The following is a 21,876-nucleotide window of genomic DNA, read 5'->3' as shown; positions in this document are numbered from 1 at the left end:
CATGACCACCGGCACCACGACCGGCACCGCGTCCGACGTCGAGCTCATCAACCCGGACACCCTGGCGAAGCCGTCCGGCTTCACCCACGCCGTCCGCCACGGCGACACCGTCCACCTCTCCGGCCAGACCGCGATGGACGCGACCGGCCGGATCGTCGACGGCGACATCGTCGACCAGTTCCGGCAGTCCCTGTCCAACGTCGTCACCGCCCTGCGCGCCGCGGGCTCCGAGCCCGGGGACCTGCTGTCGGTGCGGATCTACCTGCTCGACGTGCCCGGCTACCAGGCCCGCGGCAAGGAGATCGGCGCCATCTGGAAGGAGCTGTGCGGGCGGACCTACCCGGCGATGACCGGCGTCGGGGTCACCGCGCTGTGGCAGCCCGAGGCGCTGATCGAGATCGAGGCGGTCGCGGCGCGCCGGGTCTGAGCACCCGTCCCGCCGGGGGTGTCCCCGGGAGCGCCGGGTCCGGATCACCGGGCCCGGCGCTCCGGCGTGTGCGGGGCCCGGGGCAGGGTGGTTCGGGTGAACTCGCTTACCCGGTAAGCGAATCCGCCCGAGGGGATGGCCGGCATCGACGTCCCCGGCGTGCCGACCGTCCGCTCGCGGCGTCGGCCCGCGGCGTCGCCGCTGGTCCGGGGATCGACCTCGACGAATTCGCTTACCGGGTAAGCGAATTCGCCGGAAACCCTCACCGGTGAACGGTGCGATCGCCCACGCCGTGCCGGAGGTGGCACGGCCGGCCTCGAGCGGCTCAGGCGTCCAGGACGCTGCTGACGTGCTCCCGCGCCGGACCGGCGAGGCGGGCGCGCAGGTCGCCGAAGAGTTCCTCGGCGCGGTCGCCGACCCAGCTCTCGGGCAGCGCCTCCAGCGGCAGGCCCGGGTCGAGGTAGGGCAGGCGTCGCCACACCGTCACGAGCGTCACGAAGTCGGCGAAGGCCTGCTCGGACTCGCCGTCGGCGTCCCGCCAGGCGTGCAGCACCGGCTCCTGACGGGCGACGAAGGCGGAGTACTGGCCGGCGAGGGCGTCGAGGTCCCACCAGGACGCGACGGTGTCCCGCAGCGGGCGGCCGGCGACGTGCCGGCTCCGGAACAGCTCGGTGTAGCCGCGCAGACCGGCGCGGTCCAGGGCGTGCGAGACCTCGGCCTCCAGGTGTGCCGGGGCGACCCACAGGCCCGGTGCGACCGTGCCCAGGCCGAGCCGGATCAACAGGCTGCGCAGCTGATGACGCTGGTCGCGCGCCGACTCGGGCACCGAGAAGGCCACCAGCAGCCAGCCCTCCCCGGCGCCGGCGCGGCGGCGGGAGAAGATCCGCTCGTCGCCCTCGGCGAGCACGTCGGCCAGCGCGGGGGACAGCCGGTACCCGGCGGCGCCGCCGACCTTCTGCGGTTCGAGGAGGCCGCGTCGCTTGAGCCGGGACACCGCGGAGCGGACGGCCTGGCCGTCCACCCCGAGCCCGCCGAGCAGCCGCACCAGCGACGACACCGACAGGGCCCCGCCGCGCTCACGTGCGTAGAGCCCGTACACCGACACGATGAGCCGACGCGGGGGGACGGGAGCGAGGATCTCGTCCGGTTCGGCGACGGTCGTCACGACGACATCGTACGGGCGTGCCCGCACCCCCGGACGAGCGCGACGCGCCGCACCGTCCGGGAAGGACGGTGCGGCGCGTCGCGGGGGAGCGGAGCTCGTCACCCCGCGGCCCGCAGCGGGGTGGCCCGGGGCCGGGGCGCGTCCGCGGTGACCGGTGCGTGCCGGGCGGTCAGGTCGGCGGTGATCCGGGCGTAGGCACCCGGGTCGACCGGCAGCAGCCACTCGCCGAACCGGCGACGGCGGCCGATGCCCGCCCCGAGGTCGGACAGCATCTCGTCGATGTTGTGCAGGGAGAACGGGATGATGTTCGTGCCGCGGGCGTGCTTGCCCTCGGTGCGCTCCTCCATCCAGCGCAGCCGCTCCTGGACGAACGCCCGGCGCTCCTCCACCGACGGCAGGTCGATCCCGCCCGCCAGATGCACACCGATCCACAGCGCCGCGACCTCGGCCGACAGCGGGGACAGGAACGACGAGTTGTACCCGCAGAAGCTCAGGTCCGCCACGGTGTGCGGGTGGATCTGGCGGTAGAGCTCGAAGTTGCCGCGCTCGTCGACCAGCCGGTCCCGCACGTCCTGGGACAGGAACGGCACCCGCTGGTGGAACCCCGTCGCCGCGACGACGACGTCGGCCGGGACCTCGGTGCCGTCCTGCAGGATCGCGACGGGCCTGCCGTCGCGGGCACCGAGCGCGCTGATGAGCGTGTCCCGGTGGACGGTGATCGAGCCGTCGGCGACGGCCTCGTAGAAGCCCTCGGTGGCCAGCGACACCGTGGAGCGCGCGATGTCCTCCAGCGACCCGTCCGGCACCAGGCCCAGCTTCTGCAGCTTCAGCTGCCGCACGATCTGGCTCTGCAGGCTCGACATCATGCCGTTGCGGACACCCCGCCCGGCGCCGTGCAGGAACTTCTCGAAGCCGACCAGGTGGGCGTAGCGGAACAGGCCCTCGCCGAGCCGGGTGAGCAGCAGGTACTTGTAGTTCAGGGCACCGCCGATCCGGCGCGGCATCTTCCACAGCAGCTCGCGCGCCACGACCGTCGTCGAGCGGGACACCGAGTCCAGCGCCACGGCCACGTCGCAGGAGGACTTGCCGTAGCCGATCACGACGACGTCGCGGTCGCGGGCGTCGTCGATGTCGGTGAAGTCCGACGGCGCGCAGTACCGCCCGCCCGCGGCGCGGTACTCCTCGGTGCCCGGGAACGGGGGCAGGAACGGCTCGGAGAAGATCCCGTTCGCGACGACGAGGTGGTCGAACTCGCCCACCCCGGCGGCCGCTCCGGCGGTGGTGACGGTCCAGCCGCCACCGTCGCGCGGCTCGGCGGACAGCACCTCGGTGTCCGTGCGCACCAGGTCGCGGATGCCGAAGTGGCGGGCGTAGGCCTCCAGGTACTCCTGCACCTGCTGCCCGCTCGGCCACTCCGGGTAGTGCTTCGGCATCGGGAAGTCCGACAGCGAGTAGGTGCCCTTGTCGTTCTGGGTGGTCAGTCCGGGGTAGCGGCGGCTGGCGCTCCACACCCCGCCGACGTCCGGCGCCTTCTCGAACACGGTGACGTCGTGACCGAAACCGGTCAGGACCTTGGCGGAGGAGAGGCCGGCGAATCCGGCCCCGACGACGGCGATCTTCATGGTGGTCACTCCGAAGCGGTCGCGAGCTGGGGGATGGCGGGGACGGCCTGCTCCGGGCCCATGGCGGAGTAGCCGCCGTCGACGGCCCAGTCCGCGCCGGTGACGGCGGAGGCGGCCGGGGAGAGCAGGAAGGCGACGACGGCGCCGACCTCGTCCGGGTCGGCGACGCGGCCGGTGAGGTGGAACGGGGCGGCGACGCGGTCGGTGTGCGCGCGGTCGGAGCCCGACAGGTCGTCCATGATCTTCGACCAGGTCCAGCCCGGCGAGACCGAGTTGACCCGGATCCCGTCGGCGGCCAGGTCCATGGCCATCGAGCGGGTGACCTGCACCAGCGCCGCCTTGGACGCCGGGTAGACCCACCGGCCGGTCTGGGCGACCTTCGACGAGATCGAGGTCAGGTTGACCACCGCGCCGCCGACCGCGGCGAGGTGCGCCCGAGCGGTGCGGGTCGTCTGGACGGTGCTGACCAGGTTGACGTCGAGGGCGCGCAGCCAGTCGGCGCGGACGGTGTCGGCGCCGTCGTCGAGGTAGCTGCACGCCAGGTTGACCAGGCCGTGCAGGCCGGACGGTGCCGCGACGGCGGAGACGCAGGCGTACACCGCGTCGTCGTCGGTGATGTCGGTGAGGTGGAACGAGACGCGCCCGCCGAGCTCGTCGAGCAGCGGCTTGGCGCCCGCGGCGTCGACGTCGGCGATCGCGACCGTCGCACCGGCGGCGTGCAGGGCGCGGACGACACCGTGCCCGACCAGGGTGGATCCGCCGGTCACGAGGATCGTGCGGCCGTGCAGGTCAGTCATGGGAGCCTCCGAAACAGAACGGTCATCTAGCGGACCCGTGATGGCAGTCATCTTTTGGCTATATAGTCGGGGTGACTATCCCCACCACGCGGTCGCTGTCCGGGGGACGCGGCCGGGACGACGGAGCCGGGGTCGAGCACGAGGAGGTGCCATGACCGAGGTGCTGAGCGGTTTCTGCCGGGTGCACTCGCCCGATCTGGAGGAGGCGCGCGAGCGCGTCGGCGAGGTGTTCTGCCCGCACCGGCTCGAACCCGTCGACCGCGGCATCCCGACGCCGGTCCGGTTCAACACGGCCGGGTTCGGGGCGGTCGGGCTGTCGTACCTGTCCTACGGGGCGTCGGTGCGGATCCGCCCGCAGCCGCTGCGCTCGTTCGTCCTGGTGCAGATCCCGCTGTCGGGCCGGGCGCTGGTGCGCACCGGCGGCACCGAGGTCGTCTCCGACCCCACGACGGCGTCGGTGCCCGACCCGGACGCCGGGCTGGACATGACCTGGGAGGCCGGCAACGAGCAGCTGATCGTGCGGGTCGAGCGCGCGGCACTGGACGCCCAGCTGCACCGCATGCTGGGGCGGCCGCCGTCGAAGCCGCTGCGCCTGGCGACCAGCGTCGACCTGCGGACGCCGGCGGCACGGTCCTGGCTCTCGACCGTCGACATGGTCCGCACCGACCTCGACGGGCCCGGCGGCCTCACCCACCCCGTGCTGCGCGCCCAGGTCGAGCAGCTGCTGATGAGCCAGCTGCTCGCCGCGGTGCCGCACTCGGCGACCGAGGAGCTGCTCGCCGTCGCCGACCCGGCACCCGCGGTGCCGAAGGTGATCCGCCGGGCCGAGGCGCTCATCGAGGGGCACGCGCGGGAGCCGCTGACCGTCGACGACGTCGCCGAGGCCGTCGGGCTGTCCGTGCGCAGCCTGCAGGAGGGCTTCCGCCGCCACCTCGACACCACGCCGACCGCGCGGCTGCGCGACGCCCGCCTCGCCGGGGTGCGCACCGAGCTCGCCGACGCCGACCCCACCCGGTGCACCGTCTCGCAGGTCGCCGCGGACTGGGGGTTCGGGCACCTCGGCCGGTTCGCCGTCGCCTACAAGGAGCGGTTCGGCGAGTCGCCGTCGGACACCCTGCGCGGATAGGCCCACGCCGCGCGGACAGTCACCGCGCACAACGGATGGCCGCACACGCATCGGTGCGACGAAGCTGTCCGGCACGCCCCGCCCGACCTGGAGGTCCCCGTGTCCGTGCTCTCCGCCCTGCTCGACGCCGCCCGTTCCGGATCGGTGCGGGTCGTCGACCTGACCACGCCGTTGCAGTCCTCGACGCCGATCCTGGAGCTGCCCGAGCCCTTCGGGCAGACCAGCCGGTTCGAGCTGGAGGAGATCTCCCGCTACGACGACCGTGGCCCGGCCTGGTACTGGAACAACATCCGCACCGGTGAGCACACCGGCACCCACCTCGACGCGCCGAACCACTGGATCACCGGCAAGGACGGCCTCGACGTCTCGCAGGCGCCGCTGTCGACCCTCGTCGCGCCGGTCGTGGTGATCGACCGGACCGCCGAGGTCGAGAAGGACGCCGACTACCTGCTGCAGATCGCCGACGTGCAGGCGTGGGAGGCCGAGAACGGCCCGCTGCCCGAGGGCGGCTGGCTGCTGCTGCGCACCGGGTGGTCCGCCCGCGGTGAGGACGAGGCGGCCTTCGCCAACGCCGACGAGAACGGCCCGCACACCCCCGGCGTCGCGCCGGAGTGCGCGCGGTGGCTGGCGCGCGAGACCCCGATCACCGGCCTGGGTGTGGAGACCGTGGGCACCGACGCGGGGCAGGCGCCGAACCTGGAGCCGGCGTTCCCGTGCCACTCGGAGCTGATGGGCGCCGACAAGTGGGGCCTGACCAGCCTGCGCAACCTCGACCAGCTCCCGGCGACCGGCGCGGTGCTCGTGGTGTGCCCGCTGCCGATCGTCGGCGGCTCGGGCAGCCCGGCGCGCGTGCTCGCGCTCGTCGAGGGCTGAGCCGTGCACGCCACGTACGACGCCGTCGTCGTCGGCGGCGGGATCAACGGCCTGGCGGCCGCCGCCCGGCTGGCTCGGTCCGGCTGGTCGGTCGCCCTCGTCGACGACCACGACCGGATCGGCGGGTTCGTCGCCGCCCAGGAGCAGGACGGGTTCGTCCGCGACACCTGGTCGAGCTGGCACCCGCTGTTCGTCACCGGCCCGGCCTACGCCGCGTTCGGTGCGGACCTGCACCGGCACGGTCTCGCCTACGCCAACACCGACGGCCCGCTCACCGCGACGGTCGCGGGTGACGGCTCGGTCGCGCTCGCCCACCGGTCGGTCGACGAGACCGTCGCCGGGTTCGCCGAGGCCGCCGACCGCGACGCCTACCGCGCCATGATCGACCGCTTCGGTGCGCACGCCGCCGGGATCGGCGGGCTGCTCGGCTCCGAGCTGCACGCCCCCGGCACGCTCGGCCCGGTCGCGACCCTGGCCCGCGCCGCGGGCGTCGCCGGGATGGAGACCTACGCCCGCGACACGCTGACCTCCGGCCGGTCCTGGATGCGCGCGCGGTTCGCCGGTCCGGAGACCGACCGGCTCTGGGCGCCGTGGCTGCTGCACGCGGGCCTGGCCCCGGACTCCGCGTCCGGCGGGCTGATGGTCCCGATCTTCGCCGCGACCATGCACGGCGCCGGGCTGCCGGTCGTCGCCGGTGGGGCGGGCCACTTCCTCACCGCCTGGGAGCGGCTGCTCGACGAGCTGGGCGTCGCCGTGCACACCGGCCGCCGGGTCGAGCGGGTCACGGTCGGGTCCGGGCGCGCGACGGGCGTCGCCGGCGACGGGTTCGCGTTCCGGGCGCGCCGTGCGGTGCTGGCCTCGGTGACCCCGCCCGCGCTCTACGGCTCGCTGCTCCCGCCCACCGTGGTGCCCCCGCCGGTGGCCGAGGCCGCCGCCCGCTACCGCCCCGGCCGCGCCGCGATGCAGATCCACGTGACGCTGTCCGGGCCGGTCCCGTGGGCCGACGCCCGGCTGGCCGGGGTGCCGCTCGTGCACGTCTCCGACGGCTCGTCCTCGACCGGGATCGCCTGCGCGGAGGCGGAGGCGGGGCTGCTGCCGCGCCGGCCGACCGTCGTCGTGGGGCAGCAGCACGTGCTCGACCCGACCCGGGTCCCCGAGGGTGCCGCCGCGCTGTGGCTGCAGCTCCAGGAGCTGCCCTTCGCCCCGGTCGGCGACGCGGCGGGCGAGCTGGACACCGCCGACGGCTGGGACCGCAAGCTCGCCGAGGGCTACGCCGAGCGCGTCCTCGACCGGGTCGCCGCGCACGCGCCGGGCCTGCGCGAGCTCGTCGGCCGGGTCGACGTGCTCGACCCGACCGCGATCACCGCGCACAACCCGAACGCACTGTGCGGGGACCCCTACGCCGGGTCGGCCGAGCTGGACCAGAACTTCTGGTGGCGCCCGCTGCCCACCTCCGGCGGGCACGCGACGCCGGTGCCCGGGCTGTGGCAGATCGGCGCGTCCACCCACCCCGGCCCGGGGCTGGGCGGGGCGTCGGGGTTCCTGGTCGCCGACCGGCTCGCGACCCCGGGGCCGGTGGCCCGGCTCCGCGGGCGTCTCACCGGGCGCTGACCCGACGCTGCTCCTCCGATCCCGCCGAGATCGGAGGAGCGGTCACCCGCGACGACGCCGGGCGGTCTTCGAGGGCAGCTCGCCGTAGCGGTCGCGGTAGTCGTGGGCGAACCGGCCCAGGTGGCCGAAACCGCAGGCGTACGCGACGTCGGAGACCGGGGCGTGCCCGTCCTCGACGAGCACCCGGTGCGCCCGGGCCAGCCGGACCTCCCGCAGCGCCGTCGCCGGGCCGGTGCCGAGCCGGCGGCGGAACTCCTCCTGCAGCCGTCGCACACCGACCCCGGAGGCGCGGGCGATGTCGGCGACGGTGACCGGCTCGGCGTGGTGTGCCTCGATCCAGGCCAGCGCCCGGTCGACGGCGTCGGCGGGCCCGGCGGCGGCCTCGTCGCGCAACGCGTCCGACGCCGTGTGCGGCTGGGGCAGCAGCACCGCGGTGAGCAGCTGCTCCGACAGCACCCGGCGGACCAGCGGCGCGGGCCGCCCGCCGCACTCGGTGAGCACCGCGCACGTGGTGCGCCAGGCCTGGTCGAGCAGCGACGGCGGCGCGGCCGGCGTCGCCGCCCCCGGCGGGAGGAACCGCAGCGCGTGCCCGGGCGGGCGCCCGGTGAGCGCGGCCAGCTGCTCCTCCAGTCGCCCCGCACCGGCCGAGACGACCAGCGCCCCGGCGACCGGGTCGGGCTCCATCAGGGTGTGCGCGTCGGCGGCCAGCACGAACGGCCCGGGCACGATCCCGCCGTCGGCGATGCCGGGGGCGCGCACCCGCATCGGGCCCAGCGGCACGGTGAGGGCGAACCGGTTGCGGGTGGGGAAGGCGTCGACGGTCACCTCGGCGCCGTAGCGCACGAACGCGACGTTGACGCCGTCGAGCCCGGCGACCGCGACCGCCCCGTCGGGACGGCCGCGGCGCACACCGATCTCGTGGACCACCGTGACCTGGGCGACCTCGTCGCGCAGCTCGGCGAGGCGGTCGCTGCGCCGCGCCGGCAGGGCGGGCGACGACGGCTCGGTCACGGTCACCTCCGGCTCAGACCGGGAGGCGGATGCCCCGCGCCTCGAGCCGGGGGAGCACCTCCTGGGCGAAGTATCCCAGCTCACCGAGGTAGTCGACGAACGACAACGTCATACCCGCGAACCCCGCCTCGTGGAAGGCGACGATCCGGTCGGCGACCTCGTCGGGGGTGCCGACGAGCGGGCAGGAGCCGTGCCCCGCGGCGAAGCGGTGCCGGAAGGTCTCCAGCATCTCGGGGGTGAAGGACTGCGCGTGCATCCCCTGCAGCCGCATCAGGTTCTCCACCGCGGCCCAGTCGGCGTTCTCGTCGGCGTAGTACCGCAGGTAGTCCTCGGCCTCGGCGCGGGTGGGACGGCAGACGACGTGGCCGAGGGTGAACGTCCCGACCCGGCGGTCGTACTGCTCGCGGGCGCGGTCCCGGATGCCCGACACGATCGCCGCACCGTCCTCGGGCCCGCCGACCACGGTGAACGCGACGTCGGCGTTGCGGGCGGCGTAGTCGCGGCCCTGCGGGGACGACCCGGCGTTGAGCACCGGCAGCGGCCCGTCGTGCGGCTTCGGCATGCCCTCGACCCCCTCGAGCCGGAAGAAGCGGCCCTCGTGGTCGAAGCGGCCCTGCTCGGTCCAGATCCGGTGGATGACGTCCCACCACTCCTGGGCCAGCTCGTAGCGGGCGTCGTGGTCGGTGGGCAGGGTCGCGCCGAGAGCCCGGTACTCGGGCTCGTTCCAGCCGGCGACGATGTTGATCCCGGCGCGCCCCTGCCCGACGAGGTCGGCGGTCGCGAGCTGCTTGGCGACGACGACCGGGTGGTGGAAGGCGGTGTGCACCGTCGCGAAGACGGTGATCCGCCGGGTGCGGGCGAGCAGCGCGGCGGCCAGCGTCGTCGGGTCCAGGACGCCCTCGTGGAAGTTGGTCTCGCCGCCGTAGCCGATCCAGCGGGCGATCGGCAGCAGGAAGTCGATCCCGACCTCGTCGGCCAGCTCGGCGAGCCGGAGGTTGTCCTCCCAGCTGCCCGACCAGCGCTCCGGCACGCGGGTGACCGCGAGGCCGGAGGAACAGTTGGCGGAGAACAGCCCGAGCTTGAAGCCCTTGCCGTCCGCGACGGGCTTGACCATGGTCGCTCCTGGGATGGGGTCGTGGAGTGGTGCGGCGAGTGTGGGCGGCGTCGCACCCACTCCACGATCCGATCCGCGCGGCCGCTGGCCGGACCGCGCACACCCACTGTTACGTCTGCGTGGCGGCACCCCGCGGCACCAGCGCCATGACGATCGCGCCCAGTACGGCGGGGATCGCGAAGGCGAGGAAGTTCGCGGCGAACCCGGCCCCGGTCGCCATCACGACGCCGCCGTAGAGCGGGCCCGCGATGGCTCCGATGCGGCCGATCCCCAGTGACCAGCCGAGTCCGGCGGCGCGCAGGTGCTCCGGGTAGAAGGTGGCGGTGTAGGAGTTGACGATGATCGTCGTGCCGATCGTGCAGGCCCCGGCGACGGCGATCAGGCCGAGCAGCACCGGCGTCGGGAAGCGGTTCATCAGCAGCAGGATCGACGCCGCCGCGGTGAGGAACATGCCGGTGACGACCGGGCGCGGCCCGACCCGGTCGGCGAGCGCCCCGAGCAGCGGTGCCCCGACGATCGCGCCGAGGTTGAGCGCCAGCAGGAACGCCAGCGCCCCGCCCAGCGGGTAGCCGGCCTGGCGCATGATCTGGGCGAGCCAGGTGTTGAGGCCGTAGACCAGCAGCAGCCCGAACCCGGTGCCGACCCAGAACAGCAGCGTCCCGCGCAGGTGGTGGCGGTCGAGCAGCGCCCGCAGCCCGGCGCGGCCGGTGCCGGCCGGGGCGTCGCCGGGGACGGGCATCCCGTAGCGGGCGGCCAGCGCGGCCGCCTCCTCGCGGCGACCCCGCCCGACCAGGTAGGACACCGACTCCGGCAGCGCCACGGCGACGACGACGAGCAACACCGCGCCGACCCCGGCGCCGATCCAGAACAGCGCCCGCCAGCCCAGCTGCTCCAGCAGCACGATCCCGGACAGCGCCGCGACGACACCGCCGACGGAGTAGCCGGAGAACATCAGCGCGTTCGCCGCGTTGCGCCGCCCGGCGGGGGCGTACTCGACGGTCAGCGCGATCGCGGTCGGCACCACCCCGCCCAGCCCGACGCCCGCGACGAAGCGCAGCAGCCCGAACACCTCCGGCGAGGGCGCGAGCGCGCACAGCGCCATCGCGATCGAGAACCAGGCGATGCAGAGGATCATCAGCCGCCGCCGCCCGATGCGGTCGGTGACCGTCCCGGCCAGCAGCGCGCCGACGAGCATGCCGACCAGCGCCAGCGACCCGATCCAGCCCGCGGTGCCCGCGTCGAGGGCCCACTCGCCGGAGATCAGGGTGGGCAGCACGGTGCCGTAGACGATGAGGTCGTAGCCGTCGACGACGATCGCCGTCCAGCACAGCGCGATGACCCAGGCGCGGGAGCGGGTCCCGGTACCGGGTGGTGCGGAACGGTCGGACACGTCGGTCATGCGTACCTCCTCGGACGGCTTCGTCGAGGACGCACCTTATGTCGCTTACGTGCCGCGCGTCACCATCCGGGCATGACGAACCGTGTCCGGGTCCGGTCGCGCTGTGTCCGGCCCCGGACGGCCCCGCACCGGCGGGGTGCCGGGTCAGTCGGTCGGGGCGTCGACCCCGGTCCCGGCGTCGTCCGGCTCCCCGGCTCCCCCGACGGGTTGCGGCTCGGCCGCGCCCTCGGACGTGGTGTCCGCGGATTCCTCGCGGTCGGCCTCGGTGTCCCCGGCGTCGATCCGCTGGCCGAGCACCCGTTCCTCGAGCTCGTCGAGCGCACGTTCCGGGTCGATCGGGGGGCTCGCGCGTCCGGTGTCGTTCTCGTCGTCACTCACTCGACGGGGATACCCGGACCCCGCGAGGCCCATACCGGCAGCGGGAGGCTCAGAGTCCGACGGTCGGCTGGTCCAGGCGGACCCGGGCCAGGCGCTCCACCAGTTCGGGCAGCGCGCCCACCGGGCTGCCCCGCAGGTCGTCGCAGGCCTGCGCGACGGCGGCGACCACGGCGTCGCGGCTGATGGCCGGGCCGAGCTCGTCGAGCAGCCGGCTGACGGCGTCGGTGGCCCGGGCGAGGTCCGGCGTCACCGCAGGCCACCGGCGGACCGGCGGCAGGTGCACGTCCGACGACGACACGAACGGAGTCCGGAACGGATACCCATCTGCGTGTCGGTCATGACGATCCTTCCGTCGATCTTCACCCGGCCGAGGGGTGGTTACCCCGGGAGCGGGCACCTCAATCGCGTCGGGACGGGTGAACCCGCGACCACGGAGCGCGATCATGACACCCTGTCTCGTTCTGAGACGGACCGCGTGACGCCCCGTCCGGCGGGTACGACCGGGGCATGGACAACGATGCCCAGGACCCCCGGGACGCACCCGACCCGGCAGGCGAGCAGTTCGAGACCGAGCAGAACACGGTGGAACGGCAGGCACCCGGCCGCACCGCCGACGAGGCGGGCACCGAGCCGGGCGTGCTGCCCGACGACCCGCCGTTGGTCGGGGAGGACACCACCGCCGCGCCGCCGTCGGACGACTGAGTCAGGCCCCGTCCTGCTCGTCCCGTCCCCGTGGCGGGTCGAGCAGGCCGTGGTGCAGGGCCCGCAGCACCGCGCGGGTCCGGTCCCGCGTCCCCAGCTTCGCCAGCACGCTGGACACGTGGTTCTTCACCGTGCCCTCCGCCAGCACGAGGACCTGCGCGATCTCGCGGTTGCTGTGCCCGGCGGCGAGCAGCCGCAGCACCTCGACCTCACGGGCCGACAGGTCCTGCGGGGCGAGACCGGACACGTCGTCGGACGGGGGCGGGCCGTCGCGCACCGCCCGCAGCAGCCGGTCGGTGACGGCCGGGCTGATCAGGGTGCCGCCGTCGGCGAGGGTCCGCACCGCGCCGACGAGCTGGTCCAGGGTCACGTCCTTGAGCAGGTAGCCGCGGGCCCCGGCGCGCAGCGCGGACAGGACCAGCTCGTCGTCGTCGAAGGTGGTGAGGACGAGCACCGGCACGTCGAGCCCGCGCGAGCGCAGCTCGGCCAGCGCCCACAGCCCGTCGTGACGCGGCATGCGCAGGTCCAGCAGCACCACGTCCGGCTCGTGCTCGGCGACGGCGGCCACCCCCTCCGCGCCGTCCCCGGCCTCGGCGACGACCTCGACGCCACCGGCCAGGCCGAGCAGCCCGCGGATGCCGTGGCGGACCAGGGTCTGGTCGTCGACGAGCACGACGCGGACCGTCGTGGCCCCCGGTCCGGCACCGCCCGGGCCCGCACCGGCCCTCACGGCAGCACCGCGGTCACGGCGAACCCGCGCGGTGCGGCCGGGCCCCAGTCGACCGACCCGCCGAACGCCCCGGCCCGCTCGGCCAGGCCGCGCAGCCCGTTGCCGGGGACCGCGCCGGCGGCGGCGCCACGGCCGTCGTCGCGGGCGGCCAGCCGCAGACCGCCGCCGGGCACGGGGGACAGGTCGATCCACACGGTGTCGGCGTCGCCGTGCCGGATGGCGTTGGTGAGGATCTCCTGCACGCAGCGGACCACCGCGAGGGTGCGCTCCTCGTCGGCGGCGACCCCGTCGGCGACGCGCACGTGCACCACCGGGTGGGGCAGCTGCTCGCCGATCCGTTCCAGGGTGGCGGCCAGGTCGGGGGCGCGGCTGCGCAGCTGCCCGACGGTCGTGCGGACGTCGGCGAGCAGGTCACCGGCCAGCGCACGGGCCCGCGCGACGTGCCCGCCCGGGTCGTCGCCGGTGTGCGTCGCGATCTCCAGCTCCAGGGCGAGCGCGGTGAGCTGGTGTCCGACGAGGTCGTGCAGCTCCCGGGAGATCCGCAGCCGCTCCTGGGCCCGGCTGGTCTCGGCGAGCGCGGCGCCCGCGGCCGCGAGCTCGGCGTGCGCGGCGGCGAGGCGTCGTCGCGAGGCCTCCTCGCGGTGCAGCGCCACGATGAGCAGCACCGAGGCGCTCTGCAGCAGCAGGTAGATCGCGCCGGTGACCGCCGCGACCTGCACCGACCCGCCCGCGACCAGCGTCGCCGCGGCGGCCACCCCGACGTTGCCGACGACGATCGCGGCGGTCGCCGGGCCCCGCAGGTGGTAGGTGGAGACGGACGCGGTGACGACCAGGAAGATCGGCAGCCAGCCGAACTGCGCGCCGAGCAGGACCAGCGACGCCGAGGCGAGCACCATCAGCGCGAGCAGCGCGCGGGCCGCGACCACCCCGACGACCTCGTCCAGCCAGCCTCCCACCACCAGTGCGAGAAGGAACGCGGCGTAGGCGGCCCACCACAGCCACGGCGGGCCCAGGGGGCTCGCCGTCCCGGCGGCCTGCTCCAGCGCCACCGGGACGGCGAGGATGCCGCACAGGACGGTCATGATGAGCCCGGCCACGACGTTCGGGTCGATCCGGCGCATACCGGACACGGTAGGGCACGGTGCGGCGCGGGCACCGGTGCCGGAAGTCATGGTCCGGGGTCACGACGTCCGGCACTGACCCCGGCGCCCGCCCGGCCGCCACCGTGGACGGCATGGATGCGATCGAGGTGCACCGGCTGCACAAGCGCTACGGCGACACGGTGGCCGCCGACGGGGTCGACCTGTCGGCGCCCGCGGGGTCGGTCGTCGGGCTGCTCGGACCCAACGGAGCCGGCAAGACGACGACCGTCGAGTGCGTCGCGGGGCTGCGCGCCCCCGACTCCGGCACGGTGCGGGTGCTCGGGCTCGACCCGCGCCGCGACCGCCGCGCCGTGCGCGCGGTCCTGGGGGTGCAGCTGCAGGAGGCGGCCCTGCACGACATGCTCACCGCCGCCGAGCTCGTCGGCCTGCACCGGTCCCTGCACCGCACCGGGCGGGACCCGGCGGAGCTGCTCGACGCGGTCGGGCTGTCCGCGCAGGCCGGGACCCGCTTCGACCGGCTCTCCGGCGGCCAGGCGCAGCGCCTGTCGGTGGCGCTCGCGCTGGTGGGGGCGCCCCGGGTGGTGGTCCTCGACGAGCTGACCACCGGCCTGGACCCGGCGTCCCGGGAGACCGTGCTCGACCTGGTGCGCGACCTCGCCGCCGACGGTGTCGCGGTACTGCTGGTCAGCCACCGGATGGACGAGGTCGAACGGCTCTGCGACCGGGTCCTGCTGCTCGACGCGGGCCGGGTCGTCGCCGACGCGACCCCGGCCGGGCTCGTCGCGGCCGCCGGGCTCGGGGAGTACGTCCGGTTCCGGACCGACGCCGGGTTCGACCGGGCCGGGCTGCTCGCCCTGCCCGGCGTCGCGGAGGTGTCCCGGGTCGGGCACGACGTCACCGTGACCGGCGGGGGCGGGCTGCTGGGCCCGGTCGGGGCCGAGCTGGTCCGGCAGGGTGTCGTCGCCACCGGGCTGCGTGCCGAGCGCCCCGGTCTCGACGAGGCGTTCCTGGCGCTCACCGGGGACCGGGGCCGCGGGGACCGCCCGGCGACGGCGGGGGAGGTGGCGGCGTGAGCGCCCCGGTCCGGTCCGGGCTGCCGCTCGCCGGGTGGCGGGCGCTCGTCGTCGCGGAGCTCAGGATGGTCGTCCGGGACACCGCGGGCCTGGTGGTCCCGCTGGTGCTGCCGCTGCTGATCCTGGTGATGGTCGGCGCGACGGCGCCGGAGCTGCCCCCGGACGTCCTCGGCGACCGCTCGGTGGTGGAGGTCGTCGGGCTGCCGATCGCGATCGCCACGGTGCTCGCCCTGGTCGGCATGGTGAACGTGCCGAGCTTCGTGGCGGCCTACCGGCGCAGCGGGGTGCTGCGCCGGCTCGGGGTCACCCCGGCGGGCCCGGTCCCGGTGCTGGTGGCGCAGGCGGTGGTCGGGGTCGGGCAGGTCGCGGCCGGTGTCGGCGTCGCGCTGGCGGTCGCGGTGCCGGTGTACGGCGCGCGGATGCCCGCCGCGCCGTGGGCGGCGCTGGGCGGGCTGGTCCTGGCCACGGCGGCGTTCTTCGCGGTGGGCGCGCTGGTCGCGGCGCTGGCCCCGACGGCGAACGCGGCCGTCGCGGGCGGGGTCCTGCTGTTCTTCGGCACCGGGCTGCTCGGCGGCATGCTCGGCGACCCGCGGAAGCTGCCCGGCCCGCTCGCCGAGACCGGCCGGACCCTGCCCTACGGCGCGACGTCGGAAGTGCTCGGGACGGCGTGGCGCGGGGTCCCGCCGGACACCGGCGCCGTCGTCGGGCTGGTCGTCGCGCTGCTGGTCGGCGGGGTGGGCGCGGTCCGGTTGTTCCGCTGGGACCGCTGAGGCGGGCCCCGTTCGGTCCGCGGGACCGAACGGGGCGCCGATCTTCGGTCCCGACGACCGAGGAATCGCGGGCCGATCTCCCTAACGTCTGCTCACAACATCCCGTCAGAGCCGACGCGAGGAGGAATCCGATGCGGACCTACGCACTGTCCGAACCGGTGAACGGTGAACACACCTGGCACGACGGCAAGCGCTACGCCTGGCTGCTGGGCCTGCTGGTCCCGGTCCTGCCGTTCCTCGCGATCGGTCTGCACCTGGCCACCGGCTGGTCGGTGGCGCTGTGGCTGGGTCCGATCGTCGTGCTCGGCATCGTCCCGACGATCGACCTGTTCGCGGGCAAGGACCCGACGAACCCGCCGGACGAGGTGATGGAGGAGCTGGAGGAGGACCGCTACTACCGCTGGGTCACCTACGCCTACCTCCCGCTGCAGTACGCGGGCCTGTTCGCCGGGATGTTCTACATCGCCACGGCCGGGGCGCCGGTCGTCGGCAACATCGGTCTCGCGGTCACGCTCGGCACCGTCGCCGGCGTCGCCATCAACACCGCCCACGAGCTGGGCCACAAGCGCGAGGACGTGGAGCGCTGGGCCGCGAAGATCGCGCTCGCCCCGGCGTTCTACGGCCACTTCTACGTCGAGCACAACCGCGGCCACCACGTGCGCGTCTCCACCCCGGACGACCCGGCCTCGGCCCGGATGGGCGAGAGCTTCTACCGGTTCTGGCCGCGCACCGTGTTCGGCTCGCTGACCAGCGCCTGGCGCCTGGAGCGCAAGCGCTACGCCCGCCGCGACCGGCACCCGTTCCGGATCGGCAACGACGTCCTCAACGCCTGGCTGATGTCGGTGGTGCTGTGGGGCGCGATCATCGCGCTGTTCGGCTGGGGCGTGCTGCCCTACCTGCTGATCCAGGCCGTCTTCGGGTTCACCCTGCTCGAGCTGGTGAACTACATGGAGCACTACGGGATGCTGCGCCAGAAGGTCGGCCCGCCGGACCGCCGCCGCTACGAGCGCGTGCTGCCCGAGCACTCCTGGAACTCCAACAACATCGCCACCAACGTGCTGCTCTACCACCTGCAGCGACACTCCGACCACCACGCGAACCCGGTCCGCCGGTTCCAGACGCTGCGCGACTTCCCGGAGGCCCCGGTCCTGCCGACCGGCTACACCGGGATGATGCTGGCCGCGACCGTCCCGCCGGTGTTCCGCCGGCTGATGGACCCGCTGGTGGTGGCCCACTACGACGGCGACCTGCGCTTCGCCAACCTGCAGCCCGGCAAGCGTGACAAGCTCCTCGCCGCGTACCCGCCGCCCGCCGACCCGGCTCCGGTCGCCGACACCGCCGCCGACGTCACCCGCCGCGCGCAGAGCGACGCCGTCACCGCGGCCCGCTGCCCCGGCTGCGGGTACACCTACGAGGTCGCCGCGGGCAACGAGGCCGAGGGCTTCCCGGCGGGGACCCCGTGGTCGCAGATCCCCGACGACTGGTGCTGCCCGGACTGCGGGGTCCGCGAGAAGGTCGACTTCGTCGCGCTGACCACCGAGGAGGTCTGATGCGCATCGTCGCCGACCTCGACGCCTGCCAGGGCATCGGGATGTGCGAGGCCATGGCCGACGGCTGGTTCGAGGTGGGGGAGGACGACGTGGTCGTCGTCCGCGACGAGCACCCGCCCGAGTCCGAGCGGGCCCACGTGGACGCCGCCGTCCGCGCCTGCCCCGCCCGCGCACTGGCCCTGGAGAACTGAGCCCTCCACCCGACGCCCGCCCGGCACCGGATCCCCGGAGCCGGGCGGGCGTCGCGCTACGGTCGGTCCCGTGTCGACGGTGACCGCCCTGCTCGCCCGCCTCGCCACCGAGGTCCGCGACGACGTCGAGGCGCTCGGTGCGCGGGTGCTCGTCGAGATCGACGCCGGGCTGCCCGAGCTCGGCCGCGACCCCCGCGTGCGCGAGCTGCTGGTCGCCACCGTGCAGGGCTCGCTGGAGGGCGCGCTGGTCGTGCTGACCGGCCGGGCCCCGGACGACGTGCCGCTGCCTCCGGTCGCCGGGGAGCTCGCCCGCCGACTCGCCCAGCAGGGGGTCCCGGTCACGGTCGTCCTGCGGGCCTACCGGCTGGGCCAGTCGGTGTTCCAGCAGGAGCTCATCGGCCGCATCGCCGGGTCCGGGCTGGGGACCACCGAGGTCGGCGACGCCGTCCGGGCGCTCACCGCGGTCGCCTTCGGCTACGTCGACCGGGTCTCCGAGGAGATGGTCGCGGTCCACCAGGCCGAACGCGACGGCTGGGTCCGCCGCCGCGACGCCGCCCGGCTCGCGATGGTCGACGCCGTGCTCGCCGGGCGCGGCGGCACCGTCACCGAGGTCGAGACGGCGCTCGGGCACCCGGTCGCGGGGGAGCACCTGGCCGCGGTGCTCTGGGTCGACCCGGACGCCCCCGATCCCGGCCGGGCCCTGGAACGTGCCGTCGCCGACGTCGGCGCCGCCCTCGGCTGCACCCGCGCCCCGCTCGTCGTCGCCCCGGACGCGGTGACCTCCTGGGCCTGGTACCCGGGTGCGGGCGGGCCGGTGACCCTGCCGCCCGGACCGGTGTCGGTCGCGCTCGGCGGCCCCGGCCGCGGCCTCGACGGGTTCCGCGGCGCGCACCGCCGGGCCCGCCGGGTGCAGGAGGTGGTCACCGCCGCCGCTCCCGCCGCCCGGCTCCCGGTCACCACCGCCGACGACCTCGGCCCGCTGCTGCTGCTCGACGCGGGCACCGACCTGCTCGCCGACCGGGTCGCCGAGATCCTCGGCGACCTCGCGATCGACGACGAGCAGCACGCCCGCCTCCGTGACACCCTCGCCGCCTACCTGCGCGGCGGCGGCAGCCTCGTCGCGGCGGCGGGCGAGCTGCACCTGCACAAGAACACCGTGCAGTACCGCCTGCGCCGCGCCGAGGAGGTGCGGGGCCGGCCCCTCGGCGACGACCGGCTCGACGTCGAGGTGGCGCTCCTGGCCTGCCGGGTCCTCGGGACGGCCGTGCTGCGCCCGGCCGACTGACCGGGTCTGCGCGCCGCCCCCCCCCGGCTGCGCTGGTCGGGCGACCACGCTGGTCCGTCGGCTGAGCAGGCCCACCGATCGCGCTGGTCCACGGCCACGCTGGTCGGCCGGCCGCTCATCGACCGGCTGGCCGCGTGCTGATCCACTGCTCGCGCGGTGATCCGCTCCGCGCGCGCGTCCGGACACGCGCGGGCAGCGGATCACCGCGCGCGGAGCGGATCATGCTGCCCGTGGGAGCCGTTGCGCGACGGCGGCGAAGTCGTCGAGGTCGTCCCAGGTCCAGCGCACGACCGTGCGCACCCCGGGCCGGGCCCGCAGCGCGTCCTCCCGCCGCTTCTCCCGGACGACGGCGTCGGCCGCGCTGTCTCCCGGGTGCCCCGGCCGCCCGTACTTGTCGAGGCCGTCGAACTCCCCGACCACCCCGTGGTCCGGCCACCAGAAGTCGACGACCCCGATCCGGTGGCCCCGCCCGTCGAGCACGGGGTGCTGCAGCACCGGCCTCGCCACGTGCAGGCGTGCCATCCGGACGCGGCTGCGCGACTCGCCGGGCCCGTCCGCGCGGGCGTCGGCGAAGGCGACGACCGCCCGGGCCCGGCCGACGCCGTGGCGTCCGCAGGCGGCGAGCACCGCGTCGCATAGCCGGTCCGGCGTGACGAGGTGGCGGTGCAGGGCCGCGTCGGCGACGGCCACGGCGGTCTCGAACGGCGCGGTGCGGGCCAGGTCGACGACGGTGCGGGCCACCGACGTCGTCGGGATGCCTCGGACGTCGACGACGTCGTCGGCGGGCAACGGGGAGGCGTGCACGCGCAACCGCGGTCCGCCGCGCCCGCCGGACACGCGGTCCCGGGCCACGTGCACCGTGGTCAGGGGCACGCCCCAGACCGGCAGGCCGTGTCGTACGGCGGCGGACGGGCCGCTGACCACGGCCCCGGGGGCGAGGGTCGGGAACGTCGCCTCCACCAGGGTCGCGTGCCGCGTCGAGGCGAACCGCAGACGCTCGTCGCCGGTCTCCAGGTACACGCCGGGTCGCAGCCCGGTCCAGCGACCGGTGCGCAGGGCGGCGCGGATCTCGGCCTCGGTCGTCCCGAGTCTCAGCAGGTCGCGGCGCAGCAGCGGTTCGTCCACGGTTCCGACCCTGCCTGCGCCCGGCGCCCGCGCCGGAGCGGATCCGCCACCTGTGGAGCATTCCCGCGATTGTGGACGGGCACCCGATGATCGCCTTCTCGCGCGGTGATCCGCTCGGCGCGCGCGTCCGGACACGCGCGCGGAGCGGATCAGCGCGCGGGCGAAGGATCAGCGCGCGGGCGGGCGGGGGATCAGCGCGCGCAGCGGATCAGGGCTTGGGCGGGGGACCGGCGCGCGGGCGAAGGATCAGCGTGTGGGCGGTGGATCACCGCGTGGGCGAAGGACCGGCGCGCCGACGGCGGGTCGATGTGGGAGCAACGGAGCCCTGCGGGGGCATCTGAGCCCTGCGGCAGCCGCGGACCAGCGCGCGGGCGGCGGGTCGATGCAGGAGCGGCGGAGCACTGCGGCAGCGGCGGACCGGCGCGGGCGCGGCGGGGCCGGGCGGGCGGGCGGTGGGTCAGAGCTCGCCCGCGAGCACCTCGTGGCCGCGCAGCCGGGGCAGCCGCAGCACGACGGCGTCGCGGTCGTCGCGGGTGGGGCGGGTGCAGTGCGGGCAGCGGACCCCGGCGGCGTCGCCGTGGCGGGCGGCGCGGCACAGGGGCACGACGGTGGCCGGAGCGGGTGCCTCGTGAGCAGGCATCGGCGTACCCCCGGGACGTCGTCGTCGTGTGGTCACCCCAGGTTAGCGCAGTCGGTGTGGCCCCCGTCACCCCGTCGTCGTCACGCCGCGGTCGGCGAGGTGGGTGCGGTAGAGGTCGGCGTGCCGGTCCGCGGCCGCCGTCCAGGTGTGGGCGGCGGCCAGCGCGCGACCGGCGGCCGCCCGCCGCGGGTCGGGGACGGCCAGCGCGTCGGCGAGCGCGGCGGCGAACCCGGCCGGGTCGCGGGCGAACCGTGCCGCGTCGCCGAACACCTCGCGCAGCACCGGCAGGTCCCGGGTCACCAGCGGGACCCCGGCGGCCAGTGCCTCCATCGCGGCCAGGCCGAAGCCCTCCTTGGCCGACGGGAACGCGAACGCCGCCGCACCCGCCATCAGGCCGGGCAGCGCGTCGTCGTCGACGGGGCCGAGGACGTCCGGGACGACGCCCAGCTCGTCGGCCCGCGCGAGCACCCGGGCGCGGTAGTCGCGGTAGTCGAACAGCGTCTCGCCGCCGCCGATCACCAGGCGGGTACCGGGCCCGAGCAGCGCCATCGCCTCGACCAGGTCGGCGGTGCCCTTGCGCGGCTCGATCCCGCCGACCGACAGCACGTAGCGGCCGAACCGGGCCCGCCACGGCGCACCGGCGCCGGCGTCGGCGGCCCGGGCGAACCGGGCCGCGTCGACGCCGTTGCCGATCACCGTCGCCTCTCGGCCCCAGCCGGCGCGCACCTCCGCGGCGACGGCCCGGGAGACGCACACCAGCGCGGCCGGATGCACCAGCGCGCGTTCGTGGCAGGCGGCCAGCTCGGGGGTGCTGAACTCGTCGAGGTGGTGCACGGTGCGCAGCAGCGAGCCGTAGCCGTGCGCGCGGCCCTCGGCGTTGGCGGACAGACAGTCCTGGGCGTGCCGCACGTCGACCGCGGGGGCGTCGGCCAGCCCGGCGGCCAGCAGGTCGATCGAGCGGAGGATGCGGGCGCCGACGGTCTCGCCGTCGATCTCCGGAACCGGGACCAGGTGCACCGCGACGCGGGGGTCGACCGCTCGGAAGAAGCCGGTGTCCCCGCCCCGGGCCAGGGAGAACACCGTGACCTCGTGGCCGGCGGCGGCGAGCGCCTCGGCCAGGGCGAGGGTGTGCACGACCCCGCCGCGCGGCTTGGTGGAGTAGGTGGACAGCCGGATCCGCACCG

23 protein-coding genes are annotated in these 21,876 nt (G+C 75.5%); 10 read left to right on the top strand and 13 right to left on the bottom strand.

Annotated elements, in window-relative coordinates:
* Nucleotide 1: 1 nt before the first annotated feature.
* Nucleotides 2–427, top strand: a complete 426-nt coding sequence (locus tag KPL60_RS16390; protein ID WP_226357995.1) for a RidA family protein — start codon at nucleotides 2–4, stop codon at nucleotides 425–427.
* 325 nt (nucleotides 428–752) lie between these two features.
* Here KPL60_RS16390 and KPL60_RS16385 read toward each other — a convergent pair whose 3' ends face one another.
* The 3 genes from KPL60_RS16385 to KPL60_RS16375 form a co-directional block, all read right to left on the bottom strand.
* Entirely contained in the window at nucleotides 753–1,592 is an 840-nt protein-coding gene (locus tag KPL60_RS16385) for a PaaX family transcriptional regulator C-terminal domain-containing protein (RefSeq protein ID WP_226366366.1), read from the bottom strand.
* 98 nt (nucleotides 1,593–1,690) lie between these two features.
* Nucleotides 1,691–3,214, bottom strand: coding sequence for an NAD(P)/FAD-dependent oxidoreductase (locus KPL60_RS16380; RefSeq protein WP_226366606.1), 1,524 nt, complete (start codon nucleotides 3,212–3,214; stop codon nucleotides 1,691–1,693).
* 5 nt (nucleotides 3,215–3,219) lie between these two features.
* Nucleotides 3,220–4,011 (bottom strand): SDR family oxidoreductase, encoded by a 792-nt coding sequence (locus KPL60_RS16375; protein ID WP_226366365.1) that lies wholly within the window; start codon nucleotides 4,009–4,011, stop codon nucleotides 3,220–3,222.
* A gap of 151 nt (nucleotides 4,012–4,162) precedes the next feature.
* Between KPL60_RS16375 and KPL60_RS16370 the strand changes: the two genes are divergently transcribed.
* From KPL60_RS16370 to KPL60_RS16360, 3 genes are all read left to right on the top strand, one after another.
* Nucleotides 4,163–5,137, top strand: coding sequence for an AraC family transcriptional regulator (locus tag KPL60_RS16370; protein WP_226357992.1), 975 nt, complete (start codon nucleotides 4,163–4,165; stop codon nucleotides 5,135–5,137).
* A 99-nt stretch (nucleotides 5,138–5,236) separates the two neighbouring features.
* Nucleotides 5,237–6,010, top strand: coding sequence for a cyclase family protein (locus KPL60_RS16365; RefSeq protein ID WP_224401959.1), 774 nt, complete (start codon nucleotides 5,237–5,239; stop codon nucleotides 6,008–6,010).
* A 3-nt stretch (nucleotides 6,011–6,013) separates the two neighbouring features.
* The gene (locus KPL60_RS16360; RefSeq protein WP_226366364.1) at nucleotides 6,014–7,621 is read left to right on the top strand and encodes an NAD(P)/FAD-dependent oxidoreductase; all 1,608 of its coding nucleotides are present in this window, start codon (nucleotides 6,014–6,016) and stop codon (nucleotides 7,619–7,621) included.
* 42 nt (nucleotides 7,622–7,663) lie between these two features.
* Here the strand turns inward: KPL60_RS16360 and KPL60_RS16355 are convergent, their stop codons facing one another.
* The 5 genes from KPL60_RS16355 to KPL60_RS16335 form a co-directional block, all read right to left on the bottom strand.
* Entirely contained in the window at nucleotides 7,664–8,632 is a 969-nt protein-coding gene (locus KPL60_RS16355) for an AraC family transcriptional regulator (RefSeq protein ID WP_226366363.1), read from the bottom strand.
* 13 nt (nucleotides 8,633–8,645) lie between these two features.
* Complete coding sequence (locus KPL60_RS16350; RefSeq protein WP_226357989.1) at nucleotides 8,646–9,746, bottom strand: LLM class flavin-dependent oxidoreductase; 1,101 nt, start codon at nucleotides 9,744–9,746, stop codon at nucleotides 8,646–8,648.
* Nucleotides 9,747–9,855: 109 nt separating this feature from the next.
* Nucleotides 9,856–11,145 carry an aromatic acid/H+ symport family MFS transporter gene (locus KPL60_RS16345; protein WP_226357988.1) on the bottom strand — a complete coding sequence of 430 codons (1,290 nt, stop codon included), beginning with the start codon at nucleotides 11,143–11,145 and terminating at the stop codon, nucleotides 9,856–9,858.
* A 144-nt stretch (nucleotides 11,146–11,289) separates the two neighbouring features.
* Nucleotides 11,290–11,523 (bottom strand): hypothetical protein, encoded by a 234-nt coding sequence (locus tag KPL60_RS16340; protein ID WP_226366362.1) that lies wholly within the window; start codon nucleotides 11,521–11,523, stop codon nucleotides 11,290–11,292.
* A gap of 49 nt (nucleotides 11,524–11,572) precedes the next feature.
* On the bottom strand, nucleotides 11,573–11,821 hold the full coding sequence (locus KPL60_RS16335; protein WP_226357986.1) for a hypothetical protein: 249 nt from the start codon (nucleotides 11,819–11,821) through the stop codon (nucleotides 11,573–11,575).
* Nucleotides 11,822–12,030: 209 nt separating this feature from the next.
* Between KPL60_RS16335 and KPL60_RS16330 the strand changes: the two genes are divergently transcribed.
* Nucleotides 12,031–12,225, top strand: coding sequence for a hypothetical protein (locus KPL60_RS16330; protein WP_226357985.1), 195 nt, complete (start codon nucleotides 12,031–12,033; stop codon nucleotides 12,223–12,225).
* A gap of 1 nt (nucleotide 12,226) precedes the next feature.
* Here the strand turns inward: KPL60_RS16330 and KPL60_RS16325 are convergent, their stop codons facing one another.
* Together KPL60_RS16325 and KPL60_RS16320 are read right to left on the bottom strand one after the other, a co-directional pair.
* The gene (locus tag KPL60_RS16325; protein WP_226366361.1) at nucleotides 12,227–12,955 is read right to left on the bottom strand and encodes a response regulator transcription factor; all 729 of its coding nucleotides are present in this window, start codon (nucleotides 12,953–12,955) and stop codon (nucleotides 12,227–12,229) included.
* Nucleotides 12,952–14,076 carry a sensor histidine kinase gene (locus tag KPL60_RS16320; RefSeq protein ID WP_226366360.1) on the bottom strand — a complete coding sequence of 375 codons (1,125 nt, stop codon included), beginning with the start codon at nucleotides 14,074–14,076 and terminating at the stop codon, nucleotides 12,952–12,954. Before KPL60_RS16320 ends, KPL60_RS16325 begins: the two co-directional genes overlap by 4 nt.
* 113 nt (nucleotides 14,077–14,189) lie before the next feature.
* On the opposite strand from KPL60_RS16320, the gene KPL60_RS16315 reads away from it, so the two are divergent.
* From KPL60_RS16315 to KPL60_RS16295, 5 genes are all read left to right on the top strand, one after another.
* A complete protein-coding gene (locus tag KPL60_RS16315) occupies nucleotides 14,190–15,131 on the top strand; it encodes an ABC transporter ATP-binding protein (protein WP_226366359.1) in 942 nt (313 codons plus the stop codon).
* Nucleotides 15,128–15,901, top strand: coding sequence for an ABC transporter permease (locus tag KPL60_RS16310; protein WP_226366358.1), 774 nt, complete (start codon nucleotides 15,128–15,130; stop codon nucleotides 15,899–15,901). Before KPL60_RS16315 ends, KPL60_RS16310 begins: the two co-directional genes overlap by 4 nt.
* Before the next feature lie 131 nt (nucleotides 15,902–16,032).
* A complete protein-coding gene (locus tag KPL60_RS16305) occupies nucleotides 16,033–17,451 on the top strand; it encodes a fatty acid desaturase (RefSeq protein ID WP_226357980.1) in 1,419 nt (472 codons plus the stop codon).
* Complete coding sequence (locus tag KPL60_RS16300) at nucleotides 17,451–17,642, top strand: ferredoxin (RefSeq protein WP_062396337.1); 192 nt, start codon at nucleotides 17,451–17,453, stop codon at nucleotides 17,640–17,642. The genes KPL60_RS16305 and KPL60_RS16300 overlap by 1 nt, the downstream gene beginning before the upstream one ends.
* Before the next feature lie 70 nt (nucleotides 17,643–17,712).
* Nucleotides 17,713–18,927, top strand: coding sequence for a CdaR family transcriptional regulator (locus KPL60_RS16295; protein WP_226357979.1), 1,215 nt, complete (start codon nucleotides 17,713–17,715; stop codon nucleotides 18,925–18,927).
* Between the two features lie 219 nt (nucleotides 18,928–19,146).
* Here the strand turns inward: KPL60_RS16295 and KPL60_RS16290 are convergent, their stop codons facing one another.
* From KPL60_RS16290 to KPL60_RS16280, 3 genes are all read right to left on the bottom strand, one after another.
* Nucleotides 19,147–20,052: a hypothetical protein gene (locus KPL60_RS16290; protein WP_226366357.1), complete on the bottom strand. Its 906-nt coding sequence runs from the start codon at nucleotides 20,050–20,052 to the stop codon at nucleotides 19,147–19,149.
* A 457-nt stretch (nucleotides 20,053–20,509) separates the two neighbouring features.
* The gene (locus KPL60_RS16285) at nucleotides 20,510–20,692 is read right to left on the bottom strand and encodes a hypothetical protein (protein WP_157818271.1); all 183 of its coding nucleotides are present in this window, start codon (nucleotides 20,690–20,692) and stop codon (nucleotides 20,510–20,512) included.
* Nucleotides 20,693–20,758: 66 nt separating this feature from the next.
* A complete protein-coding gene (locus KPL60_RS16280) occupies nucleotides 20,759–21,874 on the bottom strand; it encodes an MSMEG_0565 family glycosyltransferase (RefSeq protein WP_226366356.1) in 1,116 nt (371 codons plus the stop codon).
* Nucleotides 21,875–21,876 lie beyond the last annotated feature (2 nt).

This window comes from Pseudonocardia sp. ICBG162, assembly GCF_020496225.1.
In the GTDB taxonomy this organism is placed as follows: Bacteria; Actinomycetota; Actinomycetes; order Mycobacteriales; family Pseudonocardiaceae; genus Pseudonocardia; species Pseudonocardia alni.
The sequence above is the reverse complement of the archived record's forward strand: the minus strand, read 5'-3'. Positions and strand labels throughout refer to the sequence as shown.

Coding starts and splice junctions, on each gene's coding strand:
- KPL60_RS16390 (WP_226357995.1), top strand. CDS start 2: ATGACCACCGGCACCACGACCGGCACCGCGTCCGACGTCGAGCTCATC.
- KPL60_RS16380 (WP_226366606.1), bottom strand. CDS start 3,214: ATGAAGATCGCCGTCGTCGGGGCCGGATTCGCCGGCCTCTCCTCCGCC.
- KPL60_RS16375 (WP_226366365.1), bottom strand. CDS start 4,011: ATGACTGACCTGCACGGCCGCACGATCCTCGTGACCGGCGGATCCACC.
- KPL60_RS16370 (WP_226357992.1), top strand. CDS start 4,163: ATGACCGAGGTGCTGAGCGGTTTCTGCCGGGTGCACTCGCCCGATCTG.
- KPL60_RS16350 (WP_226357989.1), bottom strand. CDS start 9,746: ATGGTCAAGCCCGTCGCGGACGGCAAGGGCTTCAAGCTCGGGCTGTTC.
- KPL60_RS16345 (WP_226357988.1), bottom strand. CDS start 11,145: ATGACCGACGTGTCCGACCGTTCCGCACCACCCGGTACCGGGACCCGC.
- KPL60_RS16330 (WP_226357985.1), top strand. CDS start 12,031: ATGGACAACGATGCCCAGGACCCCCGGGACGCACCCGACCCGGCAGGC.
- KPL60_RS16320 (WP_226366360.1), bottom strand. CDS start 14,076: ATGCGCCGGATCGACCCGAACGTCGTGGCCGGGCTCATCATGACCGTC.
- KPL60_RS16315 (WP_226366359.1), top strand. CDS start 14,190: ATGGATGCGATCGAGGTGCACCGGCTGCACAAGCGCTACGGCGACACG.
- KPL60_RS16305 (WP_226357980.1), top strand. CDS start 16,033: ATGCGGACCTACGCACTGTCCGAACCGGTGAACGGTGAACACACCTGG.
- KPL60_RS16300 (WP_062396337.1), top strand. CDS start 17,451: ATGCGCATCGTCGCCGACCTCGACGCCTGCCAGGGCATCGGGATGTGC.
- KPL60_RS16285 (WP_157818271.1), bottom strand. CDS start 20,692: ATGCCTGCTCACGAGGCACCCGCTCCGGCCACCGTCGTGCCCCTGTGC.